This is a genomic window from Trinickia symbiotica (assembly GCF_003028655.1).
GTDB classification, from domain to species: domain Bacteria; phylum Pseudomonadota; class Gammaproteobacteria; order Burkholderiales; family Burkholderiaceae; genus Trinickia; species Trinickia symbiotica_A.
Genome location: NZ_PYUC01000015.1, coordinates 150,386 through 172,620, shown reverse-complemented (window position 1 = coordinate 172,620; position 22,235 = coordinate 150,386). Strand labels below are relative to the sequence as shown.

The following is a 22,235-nucleotide window of genomic DNA, read 5'->3' as shown; positions in this document are numbered from 1 at the left end:
AAGTGGGGCGGGCGATGAGGGAGATCGACATCGTCACTGCGCCGAAGGCGCCGCGGGCGGAGTGATGCAAACGAGGGCGGTGAAGCGTGCATGGCGCCAGACGGCGACTGCTTGCACGCTTCCCGCCGATGTTGCGGCTGCGGCGAATGCGCGAGAGAAGCGGGCGGCTTATTAATCGTCGTCGTGGTGCCGGCGATGGTGTTTGCCTCTCCGGTAACCGCGGTGGTAGTCGTTATCGTACGAGTTCGATCGCGAGATGTTGCCGCCGACCGCCGCACCTGCGCCGCCGCCTACCGCGGCTCCGATGATGCCGCCGCTGCGTCCGCCCATCGCATTGCCGGCAGCGGTGCCTGCGCCGCCGCCGAGCGCACCGCCGATGATGGCGCCCGTGCGCTCCCTGCGATTCGAGGTGAGCGCGCCGCCGGCGCCGCCGCCTACCGCGCCGCCGATGACGGAGCCCGTGCTCCCGCCTAGCGCACCGCCGACAGCCGCACCGGCGGCGCCGCCGAGCGCCCCACCGAGCGCATTGTTCAAGTCGCTCGCGAGCGCGGGCAACGACACTGCGGCGCTCAGCGCCGCGGCAGCAACGATCTGAATGAGTTTCTTCGACATGTTAGAGGCCTGACGTGTACTTGTTTGAGGCAGCGCGGAGTATAGCGGAGAGTCGAAAGGCTCCTGTAACACGGCGGTTCGGCTTCGGTAAGAGGTGTAACAAAGTTGACTTGCCGGCCTCCGTGGGCAGGGCGAGAATGGACTGAGCAGTACGTTTGCCGCCCGGCACACAGGAGAACGAGATGGACGACCCTTACGACCTTCAGCGCTTCGTCGATGCGCAAAATCCGGTGATCACGCAGGTGTTCGAGGAACTGCGCGAGGGCCATAAGCGCAGTCATTGGATTTGGTTCGTGTTTCCGCAGATCGAGGGCCTTGGGAGCAGCGCGACGGCGGAGCGGTTCGCGATTTCGTCGCTTGCCGAAGCGCAGGCTTATTTGAAGCATCCGGTGTTGAGCGAGCGCCTGCGAGAGGCGACGAGGCTCGTGAACGACGTGGAGCGTCGTTCGATCGAGGAGATTTTTGGCTATCCGGACTACATGAAGTTTCGCTCGTCGATGACGCTGTTTTCGCGCGCGACGGAAGACAACCAAATCTTTCTACAAGCGCTGCGTAAGTACTTCGCGGGCGAGGCTGATACTAAGACGCTGCAGCGGATCTAGGCGCATGCAGACGCTTTCCTACGCGTCGTTTAGCGGCATGGCGGCTTACGTTCGATGGCAGCGGCTCGTGGAGTGCGCGCACATTCAGTGCTCGCACCGCACGTCCTGCTTTCGCACAACGATAATTACAGGGTATGTTCCCTGGTCGAGCTCGACACGGGCGACGACGGTCATCGTTGCGCCGCCCGAGTCGTCATACACGCTGACTCTCTCGTTGCGAAGGTTTGTGAGTCCGGTGCAGGCGGAAGCGCGGCCCTCGTCGGAAATCCGGCATTGGATCGGGTTATCCGCGAGATAGCGATATTTGCTGTTGTCCGGCGTCGCCAGATATTCGCGAACGCTCTGCGCGGATCCGCCGATGCCTGTCACATAGCCGATGGCGCACTGCTGCTCGGATGTATCGCTGGTGCCGGCTGTCTGGGCTATGGCGGCCGTGCTTGTGGCTACGATGGCGAGTGCGAGTGTCGCCGCAAGGAGATGTTTCACGATGCGTGCAGGGTTGTGGAGACGAAGTAGGGGATTGTAATTGCACTGGCTATTACTGCCGAGCCTTGCCCTTGTAGCCCTATGCGGGGTCGGGCCGCACCGGCGACCCTGCCCGTTTTAGAACCGACAGCGCGATCAGCGCCCCGGCCACCATCCCGCTCCCTGCTATCGACGCGGCCGCGTGCAAGCCGCTGACTTTATCGCTGACCGTTCCGATAAAGAGCGATCCGAATACGCCGACTCCGAGCGCGCCTCCGATTTGACGAGCGGTATTCAGGACGCCTGAAGCGATGCCAGTGTATGGCGGATCGATATGAGCCAGCAGCGCGACATTGATCGATGGCACGGCCAGCGCAACCCCGATACCGATCGCCAGCAACGGCAACGTGATCGCCAGGTAACTACTGCCAGCACCGATCATCGCGAACGACAAATATCCGATCGCCGCGAGCGCCTGTCCGACGACCATCGGCAGACGGTAGCCGAATCGCGCGGTGAGACTTCCGGACACGAGGTTGGCCACGGTCACGACGGCAGTCATCGGCAGGAAGGCCAGGCCAGCGTCGAGCGGCGTATAGCCCTGCACGGTCTGGAAGAAGAGGCTCATCGCGAACATCAGGCCGTAATAGCCGAAGTTGAGGAGCAGGCCGACCACCGACGTCACGTTGACGGCCGATATCCGGAAGAGCAAAAGCGGCAGCATGGGATGCGACTGTTGCCTTTCGATGATGACGAACAGCGCGCTGAATACGACGAAACAAGCGAGCCCCGCCATCACCGCCGGACTTGCCCAGCCGAGCTTTCCGCTTTCGACGACGGCCAGCGTCAGTGCGGCGAGCGACATTACCCCCAGTGCCTGCCCGGGCAAATCGATATGGCGCGCCGCATTGCGCGCAGAATCCGGCGCATGCGCCAACGTCAGCCAGATGCCGGCGACGCCGAACGGCAAGTTGATCAGAAAGATGCTCGGCCAGCCGAAATGACCGACGAGTACGCCGCCTACGACGGGACCCGCTCCGAGCGCCAGGGCGGCCGTTCCTGCCCAAATGCTCACCGCTTTCGCGCGCGCGGACGCGTCGGGAAAGCTGGCGTTGAGAAGCGACAGCGACGAAGGCACGCATAGCGCGGCCCCGATTCCCTGCGCGGCCCGCGACCCGATCAGCGCGCTCGCGTTGGGCGCGAAACCGCATGCTATCGATGCCAGCGTAAACAACGCAAAACCGCCGACGAAGACGCGCCGCGCACCGAGCCGATCTCCGAGCGCGCCCGCGCTGAGCAGAAGACTGGCGAAGGCGAGGGTGTAGGCGTTGAGTATCCACTCGAGCTCCGTGGCGCCGACGGATAAGGTTTCCTGGATGCGTTCGAGCGCGACGTTCACGACTGTGACGTCGAGACAAATGATCACGAAGCCAAGGCTGGCGGCAAGCAAGGCGAGGCGAGGCGATCGCGCGGATGCGAATTGTCTTTCCATGATGAGCCGTTTCGATTTGGCGCGATGCGAACGGGGCGTTCGATCGTTGGCCACGGCACAATTTAATTCCCCCGTTCTAATTGATAAAGCGGGTGCCGATTGGCGCAGAACCAACTATTATTGGGAAATGGACCTTCTTAAAGCAATGACCGCCTACGTGCAGGTAGTCGAGACCGGTAGCCTGACAGCCGCTGCACTTGCCTGCGACCTGTCGCCGACGATGGTCGGCAATTATCTGCAGGCGCTTGAAGCTCGGCTCGGCACCCGGCTCATACACCGCACGACGCGCAAGCAGCAGATCAGCGCATTCGGGCAGGTCTATTACGAGCGTTGTGTCGAAATTCTCAATCTCGTCAGCGACGCCGACAGGCTAGCTCTCGATCATCATGCGACGCCTCGCGGGCGTTTGCGCATCACTGCGCCGGTGATTTTCAACAACGAGTGCCTTGTTCCCGCCATCGCGGACTATTGCCAGCGCTACCCGGAGGTTCAGCTGGATGTCGTCGCGGCCGACGCCTTGTCGGATCTGATGGAGGATGGTTTCGAAGCAGCGATCAGGATCGGTACGCCCGGCAGCCCTGATCTGGTTGCACGCCCTTTACGGCCGTATCGCCTCGTTCTATGTGCGTCGCCTGCATACCTCGCCTCAGAGGGCCTACCGGCGACGCCGGAGGAACTTCAAGCTCACGAATGTCTCAGCTACGCCTATCCGCTGCGTTCCGAAATGCGCTCGTCGCAAGCGGAATGGGCGCTGTCCGGGCCAAACGGTCGCGTGAGCGTTCCGATTGCCGGACGCTTGAAGATCGACAATGCGGACGCGCTGCGCAGGGCCGCGCTCGCCGGCATGGGTATCGCGATGTTGCCGAGCCTACTTGTCGATGCGGATTTCAAGGCGGAGCGGCTTGTCAAGGTGCTCCCGGACTACGCGCCGCCTTCGCGGCCGCTCAACCTGCTTTATTTGCGCGATCGGCAGATGACGCCGAAGCTTCGGAGCTTCGTCGAGTTCGTCGTGGAGCGTTTTGGAGATTCGGTAAAGGCAGAGGAGTGAGCGCAACGACATCTCCAGAAAAAATTCCTCTCACCGTCCACAATATCCGCGCGCCCCATTCGTCTTCAAGCGCATGGACCCTCCATTCACTTCGGACGCGATGAACGAACGAGACCGCGACATGACCGCGACCATCGTGCGCGAGCGCACGAGGCTCGGGAATTTCATCCGGCGCCGTGTACGCGACCCGAGCGACGCCGAAGACATCCTGCAAGACGTGTTCCACGAGTTCGTGCAAGCCTACCGTTTGCCCGCGCCGATCGAGCAGGCAAGCGCATGGCTCTTTCGCGTCGCCCGCAATCGCATCATCGACGCTTTCCGCAAGAAGAAGGAACAGCCGCTCGTCGAGCTGTCCGACGGCGACGCCACCGCGGACGAAGACGACTACCGGCTGGATCTGGCGCTGCCCGCTCACGATGCCGGCCCCGAAGCGCTCTACGCACGCAGCGTCTTGCTGGAGGCGCTGCAAGCAGCGCTCGACGAGTTGCCCGCAAATCAGCGCGAGGTGTTTATCGCGCACGAGCTGGAAGGGCGAACTTTCAAGGACATGGCGGCGCAAAGCGGCGTGGCGATCAACACGCTGCTCGCACGCAAGCGCTACGCGGTGCTGCACCTGCGCGCGCGATTACAGGACACCTATGAGGAACTCGATATCTAACGGAGTCGATCGATGAATTACCGCAAAATCAGATGTGTCGGCAAGGCCGCGCTTGTACTCGTGGCGATCGGCGCGCTCGGATGGGGGGTCACGCTCCTTTGGAACTGGGTTATGCCCGCGCTCTTCGTCGGCGCGCGCACGATCGATTTTGCGCATGCGCTCGGCTTGCTCGTGCTGAGCCGGATTCTGTTCGGCGGATTTCGCGGCCACGGTGGCGGCTGGCGCCACAAGCGCCATTGGCGCAAGTGGGAAGCGATGACGCCCGAGGAGCGCGAGCGCTTCCGCTCGGCATGGCATGCGCGGCGCGAAGCGCCGAAAGGGGAATGAGATGCGCGATTCATCGACTACTGCCTGCAAGCAGCCGCCGGGCGTGATCGTGCCGGCTGTCGATCTGCGCCGATGTGAGGGTAAGGGCGATTGCCTCATAGTTTGCCCCGAGAACGTATTCGAGATCCGGCGCATCGACGAGGCCGATTACCGCGGCCTCGGCGTGCTTCATCGTTTCAAGCTGCGCGTGCACGGCATGCAGGTCGCCTACACGCCGAACGCCGACGCATGCCGTTCGTGCGGACTGTGCGTGACGGCCTGCCCCGAGCGCGCGATCAAGCTGACTCGGGCGAGCTGAACGCGCCTTCACGGAGGATTGCGGTCCTCGGCTCCCGTCGCGCAGCTATTGCACTTATGTCGCCGACGCGAAGGCTGGCGATCAACTCGTCGTGATGTTCCGTTCTTGGCTCGAGCGCGAGGGTATTGCCTCGCCAGTCCGCCGCGACAGCGCTAGCCTGCGCGAGGCGCTAGTGATTGCCCGTCAGTTCGACCATAAAGTTGACAAAAGCTCGGGTTTTTGCCGGCACATGATGCCGGGATGGGTAGTAGAGATATAAGGGATACCGTTCGTCTGCCCATTCGGGCAAGAGATTGATCAATCGGCCGTCAGCGATCAGTGGCGCGGCACCGAGCAGCAACATCTGCGCAATTCCGGAACCGGCAAGGCAGGCGTTGAGCAGGGCACCCGGATCATTGACCGTGAGACGTCCCCGAGTGTCAACCACAATGCGTTTTCGCTTGCGATGGAATTCCCACGGGAACGGCTTGCCTGTCTCCGGATTGCGAAATTCAAGGCATCTGTGCCTTCGACTTTCAAGATCCTCGGGTTTGGCTGGGCGCCCCCAGCGAGCAACGTAGGAGGGCGACGCGACCGTCACGATGCGGGTATCGAGCAGCTTTCTCGCGATCAGGGTAGACGCTTTGGGCTCGCCGAATCGCACGGCGAGGTCGAAGCCGTCCATGACGAGGTCGCCTAGGCTATCTCGCGCGATGAACTCGATTTCGAGTTCGGGGTGCGCATCCATGAACGCATCGAGTTGTGGCCCGAGAATGGCCCGGTAGACGACCGGATCCAGATTGACTCTGAGCTTTCCACGCACGGCGGAGGCGCCACCTGCTGCGACAGCGGCGGCTTCCTCCAGCCCGGCCAGATGGGGCATGACCTGCTCGTAAAAGCGGCGACCCTCTTCAGTCAGGGAGACGGAGCGCGTTGTGCGATTGAAGAGCCGGATGTTCAATCTTTTTTCGAGCCTCGCAATCGCCCGGCTGACACCTGGTGGCGTCATTCCGATTACTTCCGACGCGGCCGCAAACGTTCCTGCATCCACTACGGCGGCGAACACGCTGATGCTGCCGGAAAGCTTCTCGCTACTGGATCTCATCGTTGTTCGAGTCAATGCAGGGTGACAGATCGCGGCCGATCAACTGAAGGCCAACGCTGCGCCGTGCGGCGGTGCCGGGCATCTCCTTCAGCATGCCTGATTAGTGACAGCTTGTCACTTATCTAATTCCATCCATGTCATTTTGTTTGGACCGGTGTTTGTCCAAAATGCGTCTCACCGAGGCTATATCCACATGGAGAACGAGCAATGTATGCAATAACAGGAATCACCGGCAAGGTCGGCGGCGCACTGGCCCGCGAGCTGCTGGCCAATCGTCAGCCGGTGCGAGCGGTCGTGCGCGATGCGACGCGTGCAGAGGCGTGGGCAGAGCGAGGTTGCGCGATCGCCACGGCTTTCATGGAAGACGCTTCGTCGCTCGCCGCCGCGTTCGAAGGCGCGACGGGCGTTTTCATCCTCCCGCCTTCGGAGTTCGACCCGCAGCCAGGGTTTCCTGAAGCGCGGAAGGTGATCGAGGCCGTGTCCACGGCGCTCCTGAAGGCGCGGCCCGACAAGGTCGTTTGCCTGTCGACGATCGGTGCCCAGGCTGAGGAACTCAATCTGCTTACTCAACGCACGCTGATGGAGCAGGCACTGCGCGAGATGCCGATGCCGGTGACGTTCCTGCGGCCGGGCTGGTTCATGGAGAACGCCGCATGGGATGTTGCGTCTGCAAGCGACGATGGTGTCATTGCAAGTTACCTGCAGCCGCTCGACAAGCCCGTGCCGATGGTCGCTACCGCGGATGTAGGCCGCGTTGCAGCCGAACTGCTTCAGCAGACATGGAGTGGTGTGCGCGTCGTCGAGCTCGAAGGTCCACGCCGGGTGAGTCCTAACGATCTCGCATTGGCGTTCGCCCGCGCGCTGGGTCGTCCGGTACGTGCGGAAGTTGTCGAAAGGCGAACGTGGGAAGCGCTGTTCCGCAGGCAGGGGATGAAGCATCCTCTATTCCGCATGCGCATGCTGGACGGCTTCAACGAAGGCTGGATCGATTTCGAAAGCCATTCTGATGAAATCTTGTGCGGCAACGTCGAACTGGAGGCGGTTCTGGGCGAGCTGTGTCACGCCGAATCTGACCAAAGCCGATAGAGCACCGGCGACTTGTTTTTTGCTCGTCCGGACACTGCTCGAATTGATCGACGTTTCGTGTCGCGCTGAAACGTCGATCGCTGCCGCACCGCTAAAGTCGTCTCCACACCAGGCTCAGCCTGACAACCGCAACGGGGGCGAGCCCGCTACCGAAGACAACCAAGTGGAGAGCAAATGATGCAAGACGTTGCAATCGAACTCGATGATCAGCCGGGCGCGTTGGCGAGGATGGGCGAGATTTTGGGGCAGGCGGGCATAAGCGTCGAGGGTGGCGGCGTCTGGGTCGTGGATGGCCGAGGCGTTGCGCATTTCCTGTTTTCAGACGGGAAGGCTGCGCAGCTTGCACTTGAGTGCGCGGGTATTGCGGTGCGGGCCGTCAACGATGTCCTCGTGCAGCGCTTGCGCCAGGACGTGCCGGGGCAGCTCGGCAAAATCGCACGACAGATGGCCGAGGCCGATGTCAATATCGAAGTGATGTACAGCGATCACGATCATCGATTGATTCTCGTGGTCGATGACTATACGAAGGGGCAGGCCGTCTCAGAAGCTTGGGAGCGCGAGCGCGCGGCCGCCACTCGGTTCGTCACCGCGGCGGGCATATGACGCGCCATAGGTATGCGGTTACGATCGATTGGACCGGCGCGCGTGGAGTCGGGACGCGAAGCTATACGTCCTACGGCCGCGACCACGTGATCGCTGTAGCCGATAAACCGACTATCGACGGTTCAAGCGACGCGGCGTTTCGGGGGGATGCGTCACGCCACAATCCCGAAGACTTGCTCGTCGCGAGCCTCTCGGCCTGCCACATGCTTTGGTACCTGCACTTGTGCTCGCAGCAGGGATTGATCGTGACGGGCTATCACGACGACGCATCAGGCACGCTCGAGGTACGGCCCAATGGCGCGGGTGCATTCACGAACGTCGCGTTGAGGCCGCAGATCGTGCTCGACGCACGGCACGACGCGATCGACGTCGCGAAGGCGCACGAGCTCCACCAACTCGCGCATCGCCATTGCTTCATTGCGAACTCGATAAGTTTTGAGGTCGCCATTGAGCCAACTGTTCGCCGAGAGCCGGCTTAGGGCACGATAGATTGCTGAGTCCGCGCGTTTCGTCGCGGCGCTGATTCGTGCCGGTCAGTTGCGGCTCGGGTCAGGGGTTGGCGAACACCGGCTGATTCCTGACGCTCTGTCGCTGCAGCATTCTCGCGTACCAGGCGTGAAGCGCCTCACACTCCTCGGGCACCGGCAGCTTCACAAGCATCGCAAAGATCAAACCACCGATGACAGTGATGTCAGCCATCGAGAACGCCTCGCCCGCGACATACGGCTGTCTTTGCAGAACTGCATCAAAGTAGCGCATGCCCCTCAGTGCTTTGTCGCGTTGACGGAACCCCCACTCGGGGTTTTGATACGTCTCGACGGCGGGGCCCAGTCCCGGTGTGCCGTGATGGAAATAGACGCTGATGGCGTCGAGCAGCTCCAACTCGGCGCGCTTGCTCATCATGTGGATCATGCCTTTTTCGCGCGGTGTGTTTCCCGTGAGCGTGGGTACGCAATCGAGCGCGTCGAGGTATTCGGTAATGGCAGTGCACTCGGCAATACAGGTTCCGTCTTCGAGTTCAAGGACCGGCAGCGTGCCCGAATAGTTTTTGCCCGCGATGAACTCGGGCCTTTTATGCTCCCCCTTGTAAAGATCAACCATCACGAACTCGACGCGCGATTGCAGCCCTTTTTCGGCGAGGGCGATACGGACACGTGTTGGGTAGGGCCCTGTCGGGAAGTCGTAGACCTTCATCACTGGCAGTGATGCTGCATTGAAATTGGCGGTATTGGAAGTCATTGCGGGGCGCTCCATAGTCGGTTGCATCGGATAGGACAGCGTGAAGACATGCCACCCATTCATCTACCTAACGTTCGTTAGGTTAACGATATAAGGTACAATACGCGGTGTCAACACCCGTTTTCTGTTTGCGGAGGCTGAAGCAGTGCGAAATGACGCGAGCCCGAACTCGAGAGAGAGAATCCTCGTAGCCGCGACGAGGCTCGCGCAGACGCACGGCTACAGCGGGTTGAATTATCGTGATCTGGCGGACGAGGTGGGTATCAAGGCCGCGAGCATCTACCACCACTTCGAGAGCAAGGCCGATCTCGGCGCGGCCGTAGCGAGGCGTTACTGGGAAGAGTCAGCGGCGGCTCTGGATGACATGCTGGCTAAATCGCAGGACCCGCTGCAATGCCTGCGTCACTATCCAGATACATTCCGCAAGGCGCTCGAGACCGGCAACCGCATATGCCTTTGCAGCTTCATGGCCGCCGAAATCGACGACCTCCCGGAAGTCGTGATGAAAGAGGTCCGGACCTTCGCCGATGTCAATGTAGCGTGGCTGAGCAAGGTTCTGGCCGCAGCGGCAGTAGTCGGTTCTCGGGAGAGCAAACACCGGGCTCGAGCGATCTTTGCCGCCATCGCCGGCGCTCAGCTCATCGCAAGGAGCCGTTCCGACCTCTCCCTCTATGACGCACTGATCGAAAACTATCGCAAAGCGGGCCTCTTGCCCGTGTAGCAGTGAAGCACCACGAACGGGGCGATTCCCGTTTCAATGTCGACGGCCAAGACGTTCCGGCCTGAAGGGGGGAGCGTCGTGACTGCCGTTTTTTCTCAAGCAGCCGACTTCGTTGCCGCGTACTCGTCGCCGACCATCATTTTGACCACCGATTCGCCATCGGTTTCGGAAACACGTTTTTCTCCGACCGCCTCACCCCGCCGTAGCACGACGATTCGATCCGACACACTGAAAATATCGTGCAAATTATGTGAAATCAGGATGACGGAGACGCCTTTCTTCTTGAGCCCAAGGATCAGTTCCATCACTTTTCTCTGCTCGGGCACGCCAAGAGCGGCCGTGGGCTCGTCCATGATCAAGACCCGTGCGTTCCAGTAAATCGCGCGTCCGATGGCGATGGCTTGGCGCTGTCCGCCCGAGAGCATCTTGACGGGTCCATAGATCTTCTTTTCCGGTATCACAATGTCGAGCTGGTCCAGCACCTCGCGCGCCACCGCGGCCATGCGCGGCCGATCGATCGTGCTTACGCCAAACCGTCGGTTCAACGGCTCACGCCCCAGGAAGATGTTGCTGCCGACGTCGAGATTGTCGGCAAGCGCAAGATCCTGGTAGATCGTCTCGATGCCCTTCGCACGCGCGTCATGCGGATCGCGCATATCGAGTGGTTCGCCATCAAAATAGACTTGGCCTTCGCTGGGCTGATAAACGCCTGAGATGATCTTGATCAATGTCGACTTGCCCGCACCGTTGTCCCCGCACAGTGCGACCACCTCACCCGGATAGACCTCCATCGACACCTTCTTGAGCGCCTCGACGCCGCCGAAGCGAATCGACACATTCCGTACTTCAAGTAGAGGTTGGCTCATGATTAAACTCCGAGACGTTCCTTGTACTGGTCGATCAGCACCGAGACAATGATGACGACGCCCACCGCAATGAATTGCCAGAACGCATCGACGTTGATGAATACCAGCCCGAACTCGATCACGGCGATGATGAGTGCGCCGATTAACGTACCGACCAGATTGCCAGTGCCGCCGAACAAGCTTGCGCCCCCGATCACGACAGCGGCGATGGAGTTAAGCAACATCGGTTCCCCGGCGGTGGCCGAGCCTGCGGAAAATCTCGCCGTGTAGACGATGCCCCCGACCGCAGCGAAGGCCGCTGAAAGCATGTAAATCACAATCAGATGCCGACGCACATTGATGCCTGCGCGAGCGGCCGACTGTTCGTTGCCGCCGACCGCATAGGTGTATTGGCCGAAGCGGGTACGAGACAGAATGAAGTGCATCAAACCCAACAACACGCCTGTGACGATCACCGGGTTCCAGCCCGAGCCAAGCCATTGCAGTCCCGGGTTATCAACCGATACCGTCATACCGCTGCCGGCGGCGAGAAACCCAACGCCGCGGGCGATGCCATACATGCCCAGTGTTCCGATAAACGCGGGTACCCGATAACGTGCAACAAGAACGCCGTTAATCGCACCGGGAATGACGGACACGGCAATCGTTAGCGGAACCGAAAGGCAAAGCGACCAAGCCGATGCCCCGCCAAGCAGCGTGAACTGTGCCGCGCACACCGCGGCGAGGCCCATCACGAAGCCGACCGACAGATCGATGCCGGCGGTGACGATCACGAACGTCTGCCCAATCGCGAGAAGCATCGGTGCGCTCGCGGCGAGCGCGATCGACTGCAAGTTGTAGTCATTGACGAGAAACGATCTGTGCTGGGTGAGTTGTGTCCAGACTTCAAAGAAGAGACAGAGCGCCGCGAGAAAGAGCCAAGGCCAGAAGCGCCCGACAAGGTCTGCATAATCGATCCTCGCCGCCCACGGTAAGCGCGTTACGGATTGCAGGCCCGGAAGTGAAGGGGACTTTTGCATTGCAATGTCTCCGAATGCCTCAGTGCAAACACCGGACAGCGGTTTCGGGCCGCCGCCGGCGAATATCAGTTGGAATAGATGAATTGCTTGACGTTGGGATTATCGATGTTCGACTTATCCATAACGACGAAGCCCGTGTCTTTTTCCTTCGGGATCGGTTTGCCACGGATCGCGTCGACCGCGTACTTGACGCCGTAGTAACCCATGTCGGCTGGCCGTTGCGCGATGGCATAGTCGACAAGGCCACTCTTCAGGTCTTTGTCGATGCCCGGCACGGCGTCGAACACGATGAGCTTCACCTTGCCGCTTTTTCCCGCCATCTGTAATGCCTGCGAAACGCCTTTGCCTGAGAAGGTATTCGTTCCAAACACGCCGGAAAGTCCGGGCTCCCGTGCCAACACCCCCGACACATCGGAGACCGCCTTGTTCGCGTCGTCTTCGCTGTAGAGCGTCGGCAGAACCTTGATCTTCGGGTACTTTTTCATTTCGTCCTGGAAGCCCCGCACGCGTGCATCGGTACTCGACACGCCCGGCTTCAGGCTTTCGCAGAACACGACGCCTTTCTCGCCGATCGCCTTTGCCAGCGTTCGTGCCGCGATGCGTCCGCCTTCCTCGTTGTCAGACGCGATGAATGAGCGCGGAAAATCCGCGTTTCCGCTACCGGTCTGATACCGGCCGGTACCGATGAAGGTGTCCACAGTGATCACCTTGATTCCTGCATCCTTCGCCTCTGTCAGCGGTTCGATCAGTTGCTGCGCGTCGACAGGCGAAATCAGGATCGCATCAGGGTGCTTGGCGATGAACGCCTTGAGGATGGGCACCTGCTCGGTCGTATTCCAACTTTTCGGCAACTGAAACAGCAGTTGGACACCGTCTTCGGCCGCTGCTTTCTGCGCGCCGTGGTACATCGTGAAGTAGAACGGGTCAACCACGCCCGGCAACAGGGCGACAACGGGGTGGTCCTTCGTCGCATAAGCGGAAGGAGCGGCGATGACCGAGAGCATGAGGGCGCCGAATACGGCGCCTAGCGCGCGGCGGCGCGTGTGCAAAAAACGAACGGGAATCGAAGGCTTCTTGGCCATCACTGTCTCCTTGAATGCGTTTCCGAAGAGGTGCTGCGTGCCAGGGGCGCAGCTAAACGTTTAGCGAAACGTTTCGCCAACTGTAGGAAGCGTTGCAATACCTGTCAATGAACCGTCGGGTAAACATGGAGGCTGTTGCCTCAATCGACCCCTATGTCGCAGGTGGTTTCCGCGAGTTTTCGGTAAAAACCCGGATGTCTATGGACACGCACACTTGCTATAAAAGGCCCATCGAAACGTTTCGCTAAACGTTTCGCCGAATAGAGCAACGCAACGCCCAATGGAGACGCGACCTCATGTACACGAAACAAGCGATACGGGAGCTCGGAGTCAGCGACGCGCTCACGTGTGACCAGTTGCGAGACCTAGACGAAAAAGGTTACTTCCTCGTCGAGGATCTTCTGAGCCCAGACGAATGTCGCTCGATGGCCAGGGAATTCGAGCGACTCCATCAAATCGAGCGCCTGACAGGGGGGCATGAAGTGCACGTTGAGCCCGGTGCACGTCGCATATCGAACATCTTCAACAAGAGCGCGGCGTTCGATCAATGCCTGGAGCTTCAGCCGGTGTTGGCCGCGGCGCACCACCTACTCGGCGAGATCAAGGTGCATGGAGCCAACTTGCGGGATCCGATAAAAGGGTTCGGCCATCAACAGCTGCACGTTGACGTGCCCAAGTATTTCGCTGACGACTGGTGGGTGGTCAACGCCGTCGTTCTCTTTGACGACATGACGCTGGAAAACGGACCGACCCGAGTCGTGCCGGGTTCCCATAAATGGGCGCCGATCAATGTGCCCGTTGTCAACCAAGGCGACTGGGAGCCGGGTCCCATTTCGGAAGAGGACCGCGAGCGAATTCCCGCGGACCTCGACGCGCCGTATCCGGGCGAAGTTCATCTGACCGGTCGCGCAGGCAGCGTCTTCGTCATGAACGCGTCGGGCTGGCACAGTGGCACGCTGAAAAAGAACGATGCGAACCGCCGGGTGCTGCATCTGACGTACACTCGACGCGATCTTCCCCAACAACTCGTTCAGATTGACCACCTGACGTCCCAGCTCTATGAGCGCATGCCGCCGGCGCATCGGTTCCTGCTCGAGATTGAGCCACCCCGTACCCCGGATGGCGTTCTTCGGCAGCCGAAGCGCGAGCACGCCGGGTGGTGGAACTGAACGAGTGAGAAGCCCAGCGCACCACTTCATGGAACAAGAATCATGGCAACAATGAAGGATGTGGCACGCCTCGCGGAAGTCAGCGTGGCGACCGTCTCGGCGGTTTTGTCCGGCTCGACATATGTGAGCCCGGATCTGACGGCGCGTGTTCGCTCCGCAGTCAAGACGTTGGGATATGCCCCGAATACGATCGCGAGCAGCCTGAAGAAAGGCACGACCAAGCTTCTAGGTCTTGTCGTGCCGGATATCACGAACCCGTTCTTCACCGAGTTAGTCCACTGTATCCAGAAACGCGCGCATGCGCTGGGCTACTCGGTCCTCTTGTTCGACAGCGATCGGGATTTCGAACAGGAGCGTGCCTACTTGCGCATGCTGCGCGCGCATCTGGCCGTCGGCACAATCCTCTGTGCTTCGGCACCTGAACGTTCGTATGACGAGCTCCGCTCCGACTCCGGCTTCATGCCGATCGTGGTAGTCGACCATGTGGTGCTCTCCAATGAGTGGGACTCGGTCGCGCTCGACAACATGGGCGCCGCACGCCTTGCTGTCGAACATATTCTGAAATTCGGCCACACGCGCATTGCGATCATCGCCGGGCCTCCGTATCTCGTGCCCGGTCGCGACCGCTTGCGCGGCTTCGAGCATGCGCTGACAGCCGCAAACCTGCCGGTCGTGCCCGAGTATGTTCGTCAAGGCGCATTCGGCGAGCCGGAAGCCTACCAAGCCGCGCTTGAGCTCATGGATTTGCCGGAGCCGCCGTCCGCTATTTTTGTTGCGAACAACCAGATGCTGATCGGCACAATGCGAGCACTGGCTGAAAAGCGCGTCGCTTGTCCTGAGGACGTATCGGTTACCGCAATTGACGATTTTCCATGGGCAAGCGCCTTTTCCCCTGCGCTGACGACCGTACGTCAGCCGGTCGACTCAATGGCCCAAGCCGCTCTCCGGATGCTGATCGAGCGCATCAATGGAGACGACCGCAGCCCCCGACACATGGTCTTTTCGCCGGAGCTCGTCGTGCGTCAGTCATGCAAAAGTCCACCCTCGAGGCGCGATTCGGTGGCCAGTTCGGCAGGTCCCATGGTCTCTGTAACCGCGGGCCAGCAGTCGCGGAAAAAGTCGCGCTCTAAAAATGCCAGCGCCGCCGAGCAGTTGCTCGCGGAAAGGAATACATAGTGGAAAGCCAAATAGAAGCGGTGCAGCCCACAAGCGGCGTCACGATTCCCGGACCGATCGGGTTTGGGGGTGCGCCTCTGGGCAACTTGTTTTCGCCCGTATCCGAAGAGCTCGCTGCGCAGACGATATGGGCGGCATGGAAAAGCGGCGTTCGGTATTTCGACACCGCGCCGTTTTACGGTACGGGCCTATCCGAACAACGCCTGGGCCAAATACTCCGCGAATTGCCGCGGCAGGATTTCGTGCTGTCCACTAAGGTTGGCCGAATCCTTGTTTCAGACGATTCAGTGCCGTCTGCCCAGAATGGCTATGTCTTCGGTCTGCCTTTCCGCGTCGAGTACGACTATTCATCGGACGGCGCATATCGCTCCATCGAGGACAGCCTGGAGCGCCTCGGTATCGATCGGATCGATGTTGTCTATATCCACGATGCTGCGGAAGACACGCATGGCGCCGATTGGGAAACTCAGTATCGCACCGCAATGGACGGCGCGGCGCGAGCGCTCTCCGACCTGCGCGCGCAGGGCGTGATCAAATCATGGGGCTTGGGCGTCAACCGAGTGGAACCCTGCATCAGGGCGCTAATTGATTCGGACCCGGATGTGTTCCTGCTTGCGGGTCGATATACGTTGCTCGATACGTCGGCGCTTGACAGCCTGATTCCCGCATGCGAACAGCGCGGAGCAAAACTGGTAGTCGGCGGCCCCTACAACTCGGGACTTCTCGCAGGGGGTACGACGTTCGAGTATTCGACGGCGCCCGTTGAAATGGTTGAAAAGGCTGCTCTGATCGGAGCGCGCTGTGCTCAGTTCGGCGTAAGCCTAAAGGCCGCAGCGTTGCAGTTTTGCAGCGCTCCGGAGGCGGTTTGCGCTGTCATCGCCGGGGCACGGAACCCGGACGAGGTTCGCGAAAACGTGAAAGAGATGTCAGCGCAGATTCCAGCCGACCTCTGGCGGATGCTGAAGGCTGATGGGCTAATCCCGGCACACGCGCCGGAGCCCATTCGTTGATAGGGCTTCGGGGCGCGACGACCAAGGAAGGGTCATTGCCCACATTCTGGTGCTCGAATGGATCGACATTTCGTGTTGCGCCGGCAACCCCACTTCGGGTTTTGATACGTCTCGAGGTGGGGCCTAGTCCCGGCGTGCCGTGATCGAAATAGACGCTGATGGCGCCACCATGCGAGTGCGCTGCTACGAGAAATAGGCTGGGTGGTCAAAATCCGCGATGAGCCCTGGTTGTTGCGGCTTCCAGCCGAGCAGGGACCGGGTTCGCTCGCTCGACGCCGGGATGTCCATCATGGCGAACCTGAACCAGCCGAAATGCTCCGCCGCCTCTTCAGGCGATTTCGAAACGATCGGGACGTTCAGGCGTCGGCCGATTACTTCGGCGATTGCCTTGAAGGGCACGCCCTCTTCGGCGATGGCATGGAAAGGCCCCCCTTGCGCGCCGTGTTCGAGCGCAAGCCGGAAGACGCGCGCCGCGTCAAGGCGATGCACTGCGGCCCAGCGATTAGAACCATCGCCGACATAGACAGAGACGCCTTTTTCCCGCGCGATGTTGATCAGCATCGGCACGAAGGCGTGCTCGCCGTGACCATGCACCGTCGGAGGAAGGCGCACCGCCGAGGCGCGCACCCCGCGCGCCGCCAGAGCGATGGCGGCCTCTTCAGAAGCGCGAGGCCATGCAGGATCGAAACCCTGCACCATGTCCTCGGTCACGAGACGACCCGGCGCCAGCAGCCCAGTGCCGCTCGTCACGAGCAACGGACGGTCCGAACCTTCGAGCACGCCGCCGATCGTCTCGATGGCGAGCTTGTCCACCAAGCAGTTCTCTGCGAACTTCGAGAAATCGTGGTTGAAGCCGGTGTGAATCACGCCGTCCGCAGCCGCGGCGCCGCGACGCAAGGAGTCGAGATCTTCCAGCGTGCCGCGCAGGACTTCGGCGCCTGTGGCGGCCAGCGCTGCCGCCTTCTCTTCCGAACGGCAAAGGCCGATCACTTGATGGCCAGCGGCGATGAGGTCGTTCACGACGGCCGAGCCGACCCAGCCGGTTGCCCCAGTTACAAATACACGCATGATCAAAATCTCCTTGTGTCATTGCGGAAATAACTTGCCTACCCCGAGAATGGGAATACGCAGAGATGGGAACAGGCACGAAAGTATGGAAAGCACCCATCCCGATCGAAAGTAGACCGGGGCTAACTCTCGGCTCATAATGTATCCGGGTAAAGCAGTTAACTCATACAGGTATAGTTCCTAACCGGATGAGCACGCCAGCCACGAATGAGAACGCCCTTGGGGCCTATTTGAAAGATCGCCGCACCAGGCTCGATCCAGCTGCCTTCGGGATTGCCGGCGGGCGCCGACGCACGCCCGGTTTGCGTCGGGAGGAAGTGGCCCAGCGGGCCAACATCAGCGTGACCTGGTACACCTGGCTCGAACGCGGGCGCGGCGGACCGCCGTCCGCCGCGGTGCTGGACCGGATCGCGAGCGCGCTGATGCTGACGGATGCCGAGCGCGAGCATCTTTTCCTGCTTGCCTTGGGGCGACCGCCGGAAGTCCGTTATCAGCAAACCGAAAGCATTTCGCCCCGCATTCAGCGCGTGCTCGATGCGCTGGTCTATAGCCCGGCCTATGTGAAGACGCTGACCTGGGATCTCGTTGCCTGGAATCACGCCGCAGGGGTCGTGTTCAACTACGATGAGCTGGAACCGTCACAGCGCAACATCCTTCGGCGCATCTTCTGCGATCCACAAGTCCGAGACTTTCAGTCCGACTGGGACAGCGTTGCGCGGCTCCTGGTATCGGTCTTCCGGGCCGATGCAGCACGGGCGGCAGCGACCGACGCGGCTCCGAGCGTGGCGGCGCTGGTAGAGGAGCTTAGCCGTGCCAGTCCAGAGTTCGCGATGCTGTGGAAGACCCATGACGTTCGCTCCTTCGGTGAAGGCACTAAACAACTCCTGCATCCACAGGGCGGACCGCTCGTGTTCGAGCATTCGTCCTTCGTCATCGATGGCCGACCCGACCTCAGCATGGTCGTCTACTCCCCAGCGACGCCCGCCGACACAGAAGTGGTTCGCTCGCTGATCGAAAAGCATCAAAAGGCATCCCGCTGACCGGCCCAGCGGAAAAGCCTATCGGATGTTGCAACCGACAGTACCCGCCAGCGATATAGCTAACGCTGCATTGCGGAGTCGGCGCAGCCGATCCGCGACCCTCCCAATACGCGCATAGCGCAAGGCGTGCTTCTTGAGAATAAATCCGCCGCAAGATCGATCAGTTCCTCGCTTGCGGCTATCTCCACCTCGACCTCGGGATTGGCATGGCCTGACTGTGAACTTCTGCTTCATAGCCCGTCAACATTGCGATGAATAGTCGTTCGCGCGAGACGATGGTACACCTAACGTGCAAATCAGGAGTGCAAGACCCGAGTTCACTTGGAGAACCGCGATGACCGCCGTCCCTGTTTCCGCTGGTGTCCCGCCGCGTCCCGCTTCGCGCAGTCTGCTTTGGATCGTCCCGCTGACAGTCATGTGGATCGTATTGATCTACTGGCAGCCGATTATTCAGGCCAGCGGCGTTCCGACAACGGCCCATCAGCTGGTGGCCCATGGGCTTATCGCGGTCGGTTTGTGGCTCGGCCTCGAAAGCACTGCCCTGACGCCGGGCCAACGCCGCGCGACCTGGCTGGCGATCATGGTCCCAGACACGGTTTGGTTCGCGCTCGCCTGGAGCGCGGCGATCAATGGCGCCTTTCGCGCAGGCTCCTCACCATCATCGGTGCCGTGGCTGCCGTTGGCGATCTTTCTGCCGGTAATCATCGGCGCGACGCTGTTACTGTTGTCGAACCGGATCGGGCAGGTGCTCGATGTGATGCCGGCGGGCTGGCTCGTCGCTCTTCAGCTTTACCGCGTATTCGGCAGCTTCGCTCTCGCTGCCTGGCTGCGTGGGGCGCTGCCCGGCGAGTTCGCATTGCCGGCGGGAATTGGCGATGTGCTGACTGGCATGTTTGCGGTGCCGGTGGCATTCACCTTGGCGACCAGTACAGCTCAAAGCCGAAAGGCGGCGATCGCCTGGAATATCTTCGGCCTCGCCGATTTCGCCGTCGCAATTACCTTGGGGTTGATCACCTCGCCCGGCCGGTTCCAGTTGATTGTTCCGAATGTGCCGAGCATTGGCGCCGGCGCCTATCCGGATGTGCTGACGCCTGCTTTCGTGGTGCCAAGCTCGATTCTGCTGCACGCCCTCTCGTTGCGCCAGCTGATCCGACGACGCGTTAGCTGATCCGCTGGCAGCATTATCCCGGCGTCACTTTCGAAATTTTGCTCGTACACGTGAGCCACCCGATACGTAACGATCGAGAGTCGAATAGTGGTTCGGCCATCAGCATGCCGTCAGGAGAGACGATCGTCGTGAAGCAGCCGCCCGAGATCGGACAGTCTGTTTGCAGATACGTTGGGATACAACAGGAAGATGCGGGGCGTGAGGGAGGAAATGACGAGGGCGGTGACGTGATGTCGCAAAGCCTCAGCCGCCGTTGCTGCCTGGCTCCACTTCTACGCTCTCCGCCGCCGCGGCACGCGAAAACCGCATCTGATATTCACTCGGCGACAATCCCGTCTTACGTTTGAACAATTGCCGAAACGTGCTGATATCGCCATAGCCGACACGCTGGCTAACCGATTCGAGCCCAATCGGACGCGTTTCCAGTAACCGTTTCGCGACCTCGATGCGCAGATTCTGCAGATACGTCAACGGTGCGAGCCCGACGGCTTCCTTGAAACGGCGATTGAGCGTGCGTTCGCTGACAGCAAGCGATGCGGCTAGCTCACTCAATCGAAATCCCTGCTGCAACGTAGCCTCCATCTGCTGCTGGGCGCGCGCGACGAGCGTGTCGGTGTGCCCATGTTCACCTACAAGCGTTGCATAGGAAGCCTGCGAAGTCCGGTTCATGTCGATCAACAGTGCCTTTGCAGTCATCGTGGCCAGCGATTCTCCAGCGAATGTCTCGACGAGTCGCACCGCGAGATTCAGATACGACGTCACGGAACCGCCCGAGATGATGCCGTCTTGCTCGATCAGCAGTTCCTGTGCGCGAACTTCGACGCGCGGATAGCGACGCGCGAAGTCCGCGGCTCTCGCCCAGTGCGTCGTTGCGGCGCGGCCATCCAACAGGCCGGCCTCGGCGAGCAGATAATTGGCCGTGCAATAAGCGGCCAGCACAGCGCCTGCCTTACGTTGGCGCCTCAGCGCGGCAGACAGTTCGCTCAACTGCTCGCGGCGCCCGATGAACTCGTCGATGGTCGAGAAGAACGGTGCCGTCAGCAGAACGGCGTCGGCCCGTTTGCGCGGGTCGATCTTGCCGTCGACGTGAATCGTCTGGCCTGACGCCGCCGTGACGGGCCGCCCGTCAAGCGATTCCACGCGCCAGATGAACACGGGCGCGGAGGTCGAGCCTGGGGCAGCCTTGCGCGCATGGAACTGATTGGCTGCGCTGAACACGTCAACAGGACCCGCGACGCCGGACGCGAGAATTCCGTCATAAACCCAGATGCGGATGATAGCCATTGCGTGTCTGAAATTCCTTGAATAATGGCGATACTGCCACTCCCGGGCGCACGAGTAAACCCCGATCATGGGCGCATCTGATGAACCGAGGACGGGCATCACGAACAAACTGTAAGGGAGCACCCAGCATGAAATTCAACGATACAGCCCCTGTGATGGCACCCACTGGCGGTCTGCCACTCTGGCTGGCGAGCCTCACTGCAAACGCGACGCTCGAAGCCACTGTCCTGAAGCGTCCGATCGAGGGACGGGACGATATTCTCTCGGTGATTAAACACGCGGTCTCGCTCTACGAATTCCAGCATCACAGCTACAAGGGCGTGATTGGCGACGGTTTGTATATGGAGTCGTATCGCTCTCAGATTCAGGGCGTGCCGATCGAGACGGTGGTCGTCGCGCACCTTAACGAACGGGGCGAGACGGATTCCGTGGTCATCAATCATCGTCCGCTCAACGCAGCGCTGCTGTTTTCGAAACTGATGTGGGAGCGCGTCGATGAGCGCTTTCGCGATTGCTATCTGACGGGACCCGAATCCGCGGCGCTATGAAACGCCTTATTCTTAATTTGACAATAGCGTCCGTGATGGTCGCTTCTACTGGAGTCTCCATGGCACACACCGCTCCCATGCCAACCACGCCAACCACGAAGATATTGGCGATTGGCACTTTTCCTCCGGGCACGGACATGCAGCTTGTCCAGCACATCCTTCCGGCCGAAGTTCGCGAGACAGCGCAGCTCTACCTCGAGGGCAACATTGATCAGTGGTATTCACTGCAAGACCAGGCTGGGGTGGCGTTCATCCTGAACGTTACCGATGTGGGTCAAGCGCATGAAATGCTTGAGGCACTTCCCTTGGGGAAAGCGCACTTGATGACATTCTCACTCATCCCGATAGGCCCACTCAAGCCGTTGAGCAAGCTTGTGAATCCCACTTCACCCCAGTAGAAAGCACAGGGGGTACGGTCGCATACAGCAGAGCGTCCGCAATCCTGAAACATGGAAGTGCAATTTAGTTAACGCAATTTCTCTAGAGCATATGGTGTATCTACACTACATTGCCTCTTATCATGCATATGCACTGCATCTGTCACGCGAGCACTAGACGAGAATCACGATC

26 protein-coding genes and 1 pseudogene are annotated in these 22,235 nt (G+C 60.5%); 17 read left to right on the top strand and 10 right to left on the bottom strand.

Annotation, left to right across the window (positions count from 1 at the left end; all coding sequences use genetic code 11):
* Window positions 1–171: 171 nt before the first annotated feature.
* A complete protein-coding gene (locus C9I57_RS26060; protein ID WP_107153471.1) occupies window positions 172–612 on the bottom strand; it encodes a hypothetical protein in 441 nt (146 codons plus the stop codon).
* Between the two features lie 182 nt (window positions 613–794).
* On the opposite strand from C9I57_RS26060, the gene C9I57_RS26055 reads away from it, so the two are divergent.
* Window positions 795–1,214, top strand: coding sequence for a DUF1810 domain-containing protein (locus C9I57_RS26055; RefSeq protein WP_107153470.1), 420 nt, complete (start codon window positions 795–797; stop codon window positions 1,212–1,214).
* A gap of 84 nt (window positions 1,215–1,298) precedes the next feature.
* Here C9I57_RS26055 and C9I57_RS26050 read toward each other — a convergent pair whose 3' ends face one another.
* Window positions 1,299–1,700 carry a hypothetical protein gene (locus tag C9I57_RS26050; protein ID WP_107153469.1) on the bottom strand — a complete coding sequence of 134 codons (402 nt, stop codon included), beginning with the start codon at window positions 1,698–1,700 and terminating at the stop codon, window positions 1,299–1,301.
* A 79-nt stretch (window positions 1,701–1,779) separates the two neighbouring features.
* The gene (locus tag C9I57_RS26045) at window positions 1,780–3,171 is read right to left on the bottom strand and encodes an MFS transporter (RefSeq protein WP_107153468.1); all 1,392 of its coding nucleotides are present in this window, start codon (window positions 3,169–3,171) and stop codon (window positions 1,780–1,782) included.
* Window positions 3,172–3,298: 127 nt separating this feature from the next.
* Here C9I57_RS26045 and C9I57_RS26040 point away from each other — a divergent pair, with 127 nt between their 5' ends.
* The 5 genes and pseudogenes from C9I57_RS26040 to C9I57_RS33375 all read left to right on the top strand — a co-directional run.
* Window positions 3,299–4,219, top strand: coding sequence for a LysR family transcriptional regulator (locus C9I57_RS26040; RefSeq protein ID WP_107153467.1), 921 nt, complete (start codon window positions 3,299–3,301; stop codon window positions 4,217–4,219).
* Between the two features lie 73 nt (window positions 4,220–4,292).
* Window positions 4,293–4,877 (top strand): RNA polymerase sigma factor, encoded by a 585-nt coding sequence (locus tag C9I57_RS26035; RefSeq protein WP_181321955.1) that lies wholly within the window; start codon window positions 4,293–4,295, stop codon window positions 4,875–4,877.
* Window positions 4,878–4,889: 12 nt separating this feature from the next.
* A complete protein-coding gene (locus C9I57_RS26030) occupies window positions 4,890–5,204 on the top strand; it encodes a hypothetical protein (RefSeq protein WP_107153465.1) in 315 nt (104 codons plus the stop codon).
* Between the two features lies 1 nt (window position 5,205).
* Entirely contained in the window at window positions 5,206–5,502 is a 297-nt protein-coding gene (locus C9I57_RS26025) for a 4Fe-4S dicluster domain-containing protein (RefSeq protein ID WP_107153464.1), read from the top strand.
* A 22-nt stretch (window positions 5,503–5,524) separates the two neighbouring features.
* Window positions 5,525–5,635, top strand: a pseudogene (locus C9I57_RS33375) (transcriptional regulator); the annotation flags it as partial.
* Window positions 5,636–5,671: 36 nt separating this feature from the next.
* Here C9I57_RS33375 and C9I57_RS26015 read toward each other — a convergent pair.
* Window positions 5,672–6,586 (bottom strand): LysR family transcriptional regulator, encoded by a 915-nt coding sequence (locus C9I57_RS26015; RefSeq protein ID WP_107153463.1) that lies wholly within the window; start codon window positions 6,584–6,586, stop codon window positions 5,672–5,674.
* 207 nt (window positions 6,587–6,793) lie between these two features.
* Between C9I57_RS26015 and C9I57_RS26010 the strand changes: the two genes are divergently transcribed.
* The 3 genes from C9I57_RS26010 (at window position 6,794) to C9I57_RS26000 (ending at window position 8,754) form a co-directional block, all read left to right on the top strand.
* Window positions 6,794–7,672 carry an NmrA family NAD(P)-binding protein gene (locus tag C9I57_RS26010; RefSeq protein WP_107153462.1) on the top strand — a complete coding sequence of 293 codons (879 nt, stop codon included), beginning with the start codon at window positions 6,794–6,796 and terminating at the stop codon, window positions 7,670–7,672.
* Window positions 7,673–7,846: 174 nt separating this feature from the next.
* Window positions 7,847–8,275: an amino acid-binding protein gene (locus C9I57_RS26005; RefSeq protein WP_219909912.1), complete on the top strand. Its 429-nt coding sequence runs from the start codon at window positions 7,847–7,849 to the stop codon at window positions 8,273–8,275.
* Complete coding sequence (locus C9I57_RS26000; RefSeq protein ID WP_107153461.1) at window positions 8,272–8,754, top strand: OsmC family protein; 483 nt, start codon at window positions 8,272–8,274, stop codon at window positions 8,752–8,754. Before C9I57_RS26005 ends, C9I57_RS26000 begins: the two co-directional genes overlap by 4 nt.
* A gap of 70 nt (window positions 8,755–8,824) precedes the next feature.
* Here C9I57_RS26000 and C9I57_RS25995 read toward each other — a convergent pair whose 3' ends face one another.
* Window positions 8,825–9,514, bottom strand: a complete 690-nt coding sequence (locus C9I57_RS25995; RefSeq protein ID WP_107153485.1) for a glutathione S-transferase — start codon at window positions 9,512–9,514, stop codon at window positions 8,825–8,827.
* 145 nt (window positions 9,515–9,659) lie between these two features.
* Between C9I57_RS25995 and C9I57_RS25990 the strand changes: the two genes are divergently transcribed.
* Complete coding sequence (locus C9I57_RS25990; RefSeq protein WP_107153460.1) at window positions 9,660–10,235, top strand: TetR/AcrR family transcriptional regulator; 576 nt, start codon at window positions 9,660–9,662, stop codon at window positions 10,233–10,235.
* A gap of 95 nt (window positions 10,236–10,330) precedes the next feature.
* On the opposite strand, the gene C9I57_RS25985 is transcribed toward C9I57_RS25990, so the two are convergent.
* The 3 genes from C9I57_RS25985 to C9I57_RS25975 all read right to left on the bottom strand — a co-directional run bounded on the left by C9I57_RS25985 (window position 10,331) and on the right by C9I57_RS25975 (window position 13,202).
* Window positions 10,331–11,101, bottom strand: coding sequence for an ATP-binding cassette domain-containing protein (locus C9I57_RS25985; protein WP_107153459.1), 771 nt, complete (start codon window positions 11,099–11,101; stop codon window positions 10,331–10,333).
* 2 nt (window positions 11,102–11,103) lie between these two features.
* Complete coding sequence (locus C9I57_RS25980) at window positions 11,104–11,934, bottom strand: ABC transporter permease subunit (protein WP_258187820.1); 831 nt, start codon at window positions 11,932–11,934, stop codon at window positions 11,104–11,106.
* A 251-nt stretch (window positions 11,935–12,185) separates the two neighbouring features.
* Entirely contained in the window at window positions 12,186–13,202 is a 1,017-nt protein-coding gene (locus C9I57_RS25975) for an ABC transporter substrate-binding protein (protein WP_107153457.1), read from the bottom strand.
* A gap of 296 nt (window positions 13,203–13,498) precedes the next feature.
* Here C9I57_RS25975 and C9I57_RS25970 point away from each other — a divergent pair, with 296 nt between their 5' ends.
* From C9I57_RS25970 to C9I57_RS25960, 3 genes are read left to right on the top strand one after another with little or no spacing between them, the layout of a single operon-like run.
* Entirely contained in the window at window positions 13,499–14,371 is an 873-nt protein-coding gene (locus C9I57_RS25970; protein ID WP_107153456.1) for a phytanoyl-CoA dioxygenase family protein, read from the top strand.
* A gap of 42 nt (window positions 14,372–14,413) precedes the next feature.
* Window positions 14,414–15,547 (top strand): LacI family DNA-binding transcriptional regulator, encoded by a 1,134-nt coding sequence (locus C9I57_RS25965; protein WP_107153455.1) that lies wholly within the window; start codon window positions 14,414–14,416, stop codon window positions 15,545–15,547.
* Window positions 15,547–16,557 (top strand): aldo/keto reductase, encoded by a 1,011-nt coding sequence (locus tag C9I57_RS25960; protein ID WP_308836375.1) that lies wholly within the window; start codon window positions 15,547–15,549, stop codon window positions 16,555–16,557. The genes C9I57_RS25965 and C9I57_RS25960 overlap by 1 nt, the downstream gene beginning before the upstream one ends.
* Before the next feature lie 183 nt (window positions 16,558–16,740).
* On the opposite strand, the gene C9I57_RS25955 is transcribed toward C9I57_RS25960, so the two are convergent.
* Window positions 16,741–17,625: an SDR family oxidoreductase gene (locus C9I57_RS25955; RefSeq protein ID WP_107153454.1), complete on the bottom strand. Its 885-nt coding sequence runs from the start codon at window positions 17,623–17,625 to the stop codon at window positions 16,741–16,743.
* 188 nt (window positions 17,626–17,813) lie between these two features.
* Here C9I57_RS25955 and C9I57_RS25950 point away from each other — a divergent pair, with 188 nt between their 5' ends.
* Both C9I57_RS25950 and C9I57_RS25945 read left to right on the top strand, forming a co-directional pair.
* Window positions 17,814–18,665 (top strand): helix-turn-helix transcriptional regulator, encoded by an 852-nt coding sequence (locus tag C9I57_RS25950; RefSeq protein ID WP_107153453.1) that lies wholly within the window; start codon window positions 17,814–17,816, stop codon window positions 18,663–18,665.
* Window positions 18,666–18,999: 334 nt separating this feature from the next.
* The gene (locus C9I57_RS25945; protein ID WP_107153452.1) at window positions 19,000–19,833 is read left to right on the top strand and encodes an MFS transporter; all 834 of its coding nucleotides are present in this window, start codon (window positions 19,000–19,002) and stop codon (window positions 19,831–19,833) included.
* Between the two features lie 243 nt (window positions 19,834–20,076).
* Here C9I57_RS25945 and C9I57_RS25940 read toward each other — a convergent pair whose 3' ends face one another.
* Window positions 20,077–21,117: a GlxA family transcriptional regulator gene (locus C9I57_RS25940; protein WP_107153451.1), complete on the bottom strand. Its 1,041-nt coding sequence runs from the start codon at window positions 21,115–21,117 to the stop codon at window positions 20,077–20,079.
* A gap of 128 nt (window positions 21,118–21,245) precedes the next feature.
* On the opposite strand from C9I57_RS25940, the gene C9I57_RS25935 reads away from it, so the two are divergent.
* Window positions 21,246–21,665: a hypothetical protein gene (locus C9I57_RS25935; protein ID WP_107153450.1), complete on the top strand. Its 420-nt coding sequence runs from the start codon at window positions 21,246–21,248 to the stop codon at window positions 21,663–21,665.
* 59 nt (window positions 21,666–21,724) lie between these two features.
* Window positions 21,725–22,063: a hypothetical protein gene (locus tag C9I57_RS25930; RefSeq protein WP_107153483.1), complete on the top strand. Its 339-nt coding sequence runs from the start codon at window positions 21,725–21,727 to the stop codon at window positions 22,061–22,063.
* The last annotated feature ends 172 nt before the right edge of the window (window positions 22,064–22,235 follow it).

Coding starts and splice junctions, on each gene's coding strand:
- C9I57_RS26060 (WP_107153471.1), bottom strand. CDS start 612: ATGTCGAAGAAACTCATTCAGATCGTTGCTGCCGCGGCGCTGAGCGCC.
- C9I57_RS26055 (WP_107153470.1), top strand. CDS start 795: ATGGACGACCCTTACGACCTTCAGCGCTTCGTCGATGCGCAAAATCCG.
- C9I57_RS26045 (WP_107153468.1), bottom strand. CDS start 3,171: ATGGAAAGACAATTCGCATCCGCGCGATCGCCTCGCCTCGCCTTGCTT.
- C9I57_RS26040 (WP_107153467.1), top strand. CDS start 3,299: ATGGACCTTCTTAAAGCAATGACCGCCTACGTGCAGGTAGTCGAGACC.
- C9I57_RS26035 (WP_181321955.1), top strand. CDS start 4,293: ATGGACCCTCCATTCACTTCGGACGCGATGAACGAACGAGACCGCGAC.
- C9I57_RS26030 (WP_107153465.1), top strand. CDS start 4,890: ATGAATTACCGCAAAATCAGATGTGTCGGCAAGGCCGCGCTTGTACTC.
- C9I57_RS26025 (WP_107153464.1), top strand. CDS start 5,206: ATGCGCGATTCATCGACTACTGCCTGCAAGCAGCCGCCGGGCGTGATC.
- C9I57_RS26015 (WP_107153463.1), bottom strand. CDS start 6,586: ATGAGATCCAGTAGCGAGAAGCTTTCCGGCAGCATCAGCGTGTTCGCC.
- C9I57_RS26010 (WP_107153462.1), top strand. CDS start 6,794: ATGTATGCAATAACAGGAATCACCGGCAAGGTCGGCGGCGCACTGGCC.
- C9I57_RS26005 (WP_219909912.1), top strand. CDS start 7,847: ATGATGCAAGACGTTGCAATCGAACTCGATGATCAGCCGGGCGCGTTG.
- C9I57_RS26000 (WP_107153461.1), top strand. CDS start 8,272: ATGACGCGCCATAGGTATGCGGTTACGATCGATTGGACCGGCGCGCGT.
- C9I57_RS25995 (WP_107153485.1), bottom strand. CDS start 9,514: ATGACTTCCAATACCGCCAATTTCAATGCAGCATCACTGCCAGTGATG.
- C9I57_RS25985 (WP_107153459.1), bottom strand. CDS start 11,101: ATGAGCCAACCTCTACTTGAAGTACGGAATGTGTCGATTCGCTTCGGC.
- C9I57_RS25975 (WP_107153457.1), bottom strand. CDS start 13,202: ATGGCCAAGAAGCCTTCGATTCCCGTTCGTTTTTTGCACACGCGCCGC.
- C9I57_RS25970 (WP_107153456.1), top strand. CDS start 13,499: ATGTACACGAAACAAGCGATACGGGAGCTCGGAGTCAGCGACGCGCTC.
- C9I57_RS25965 (WP_107153455.1), top strand. CDS start 14,414: ATGGCAACAATGAAGGATGTGGCACGCCTCGCGGAAGTCAGCGTGGCG.
- C9I57_RS25955 (WP_107153454.1), bottom strand. CDS start 17,625: ATGCGTGTATTTGTAACTGGGGCAACCGGCTGGGTCGGCTCGGCCGTC.
- C9I57_RS25950 (WP_107153453.1), top strand. CDS start 17,814: ATGAGCACGCCAGCCACGAATGAGAACGCCCTTGGGGCCTATTTGAAA.
- C9I57_RS25945 (WP_107153452.1), top strand. CDS start 19,000: ATGACCGCCGTCCCTGTTTCCGCTGGTGTCCCGCCGCGTCCCGCTTCG.
- C9I57_RS25940 (WP_107153451.1), bottom strand. CDS start 21,117: ATGGCTATCATCCGCATCTGGGTTTATGACGGAATTCTCGCGTCCGGC.
- C9I57_RS25935 (WP_107153450.1), top strand. CDS start 21,246: ATGAAATTCAACGATACAGCCCCTGTGATGGCACCCACTGGCGGTCTG.
- C9I57_RS25930 (WP_107153483.1), top strand. CDS start 21,725: ATGGCACACACCGCTCCCATGCCAACCACGCCAACCACGAAGATATTG.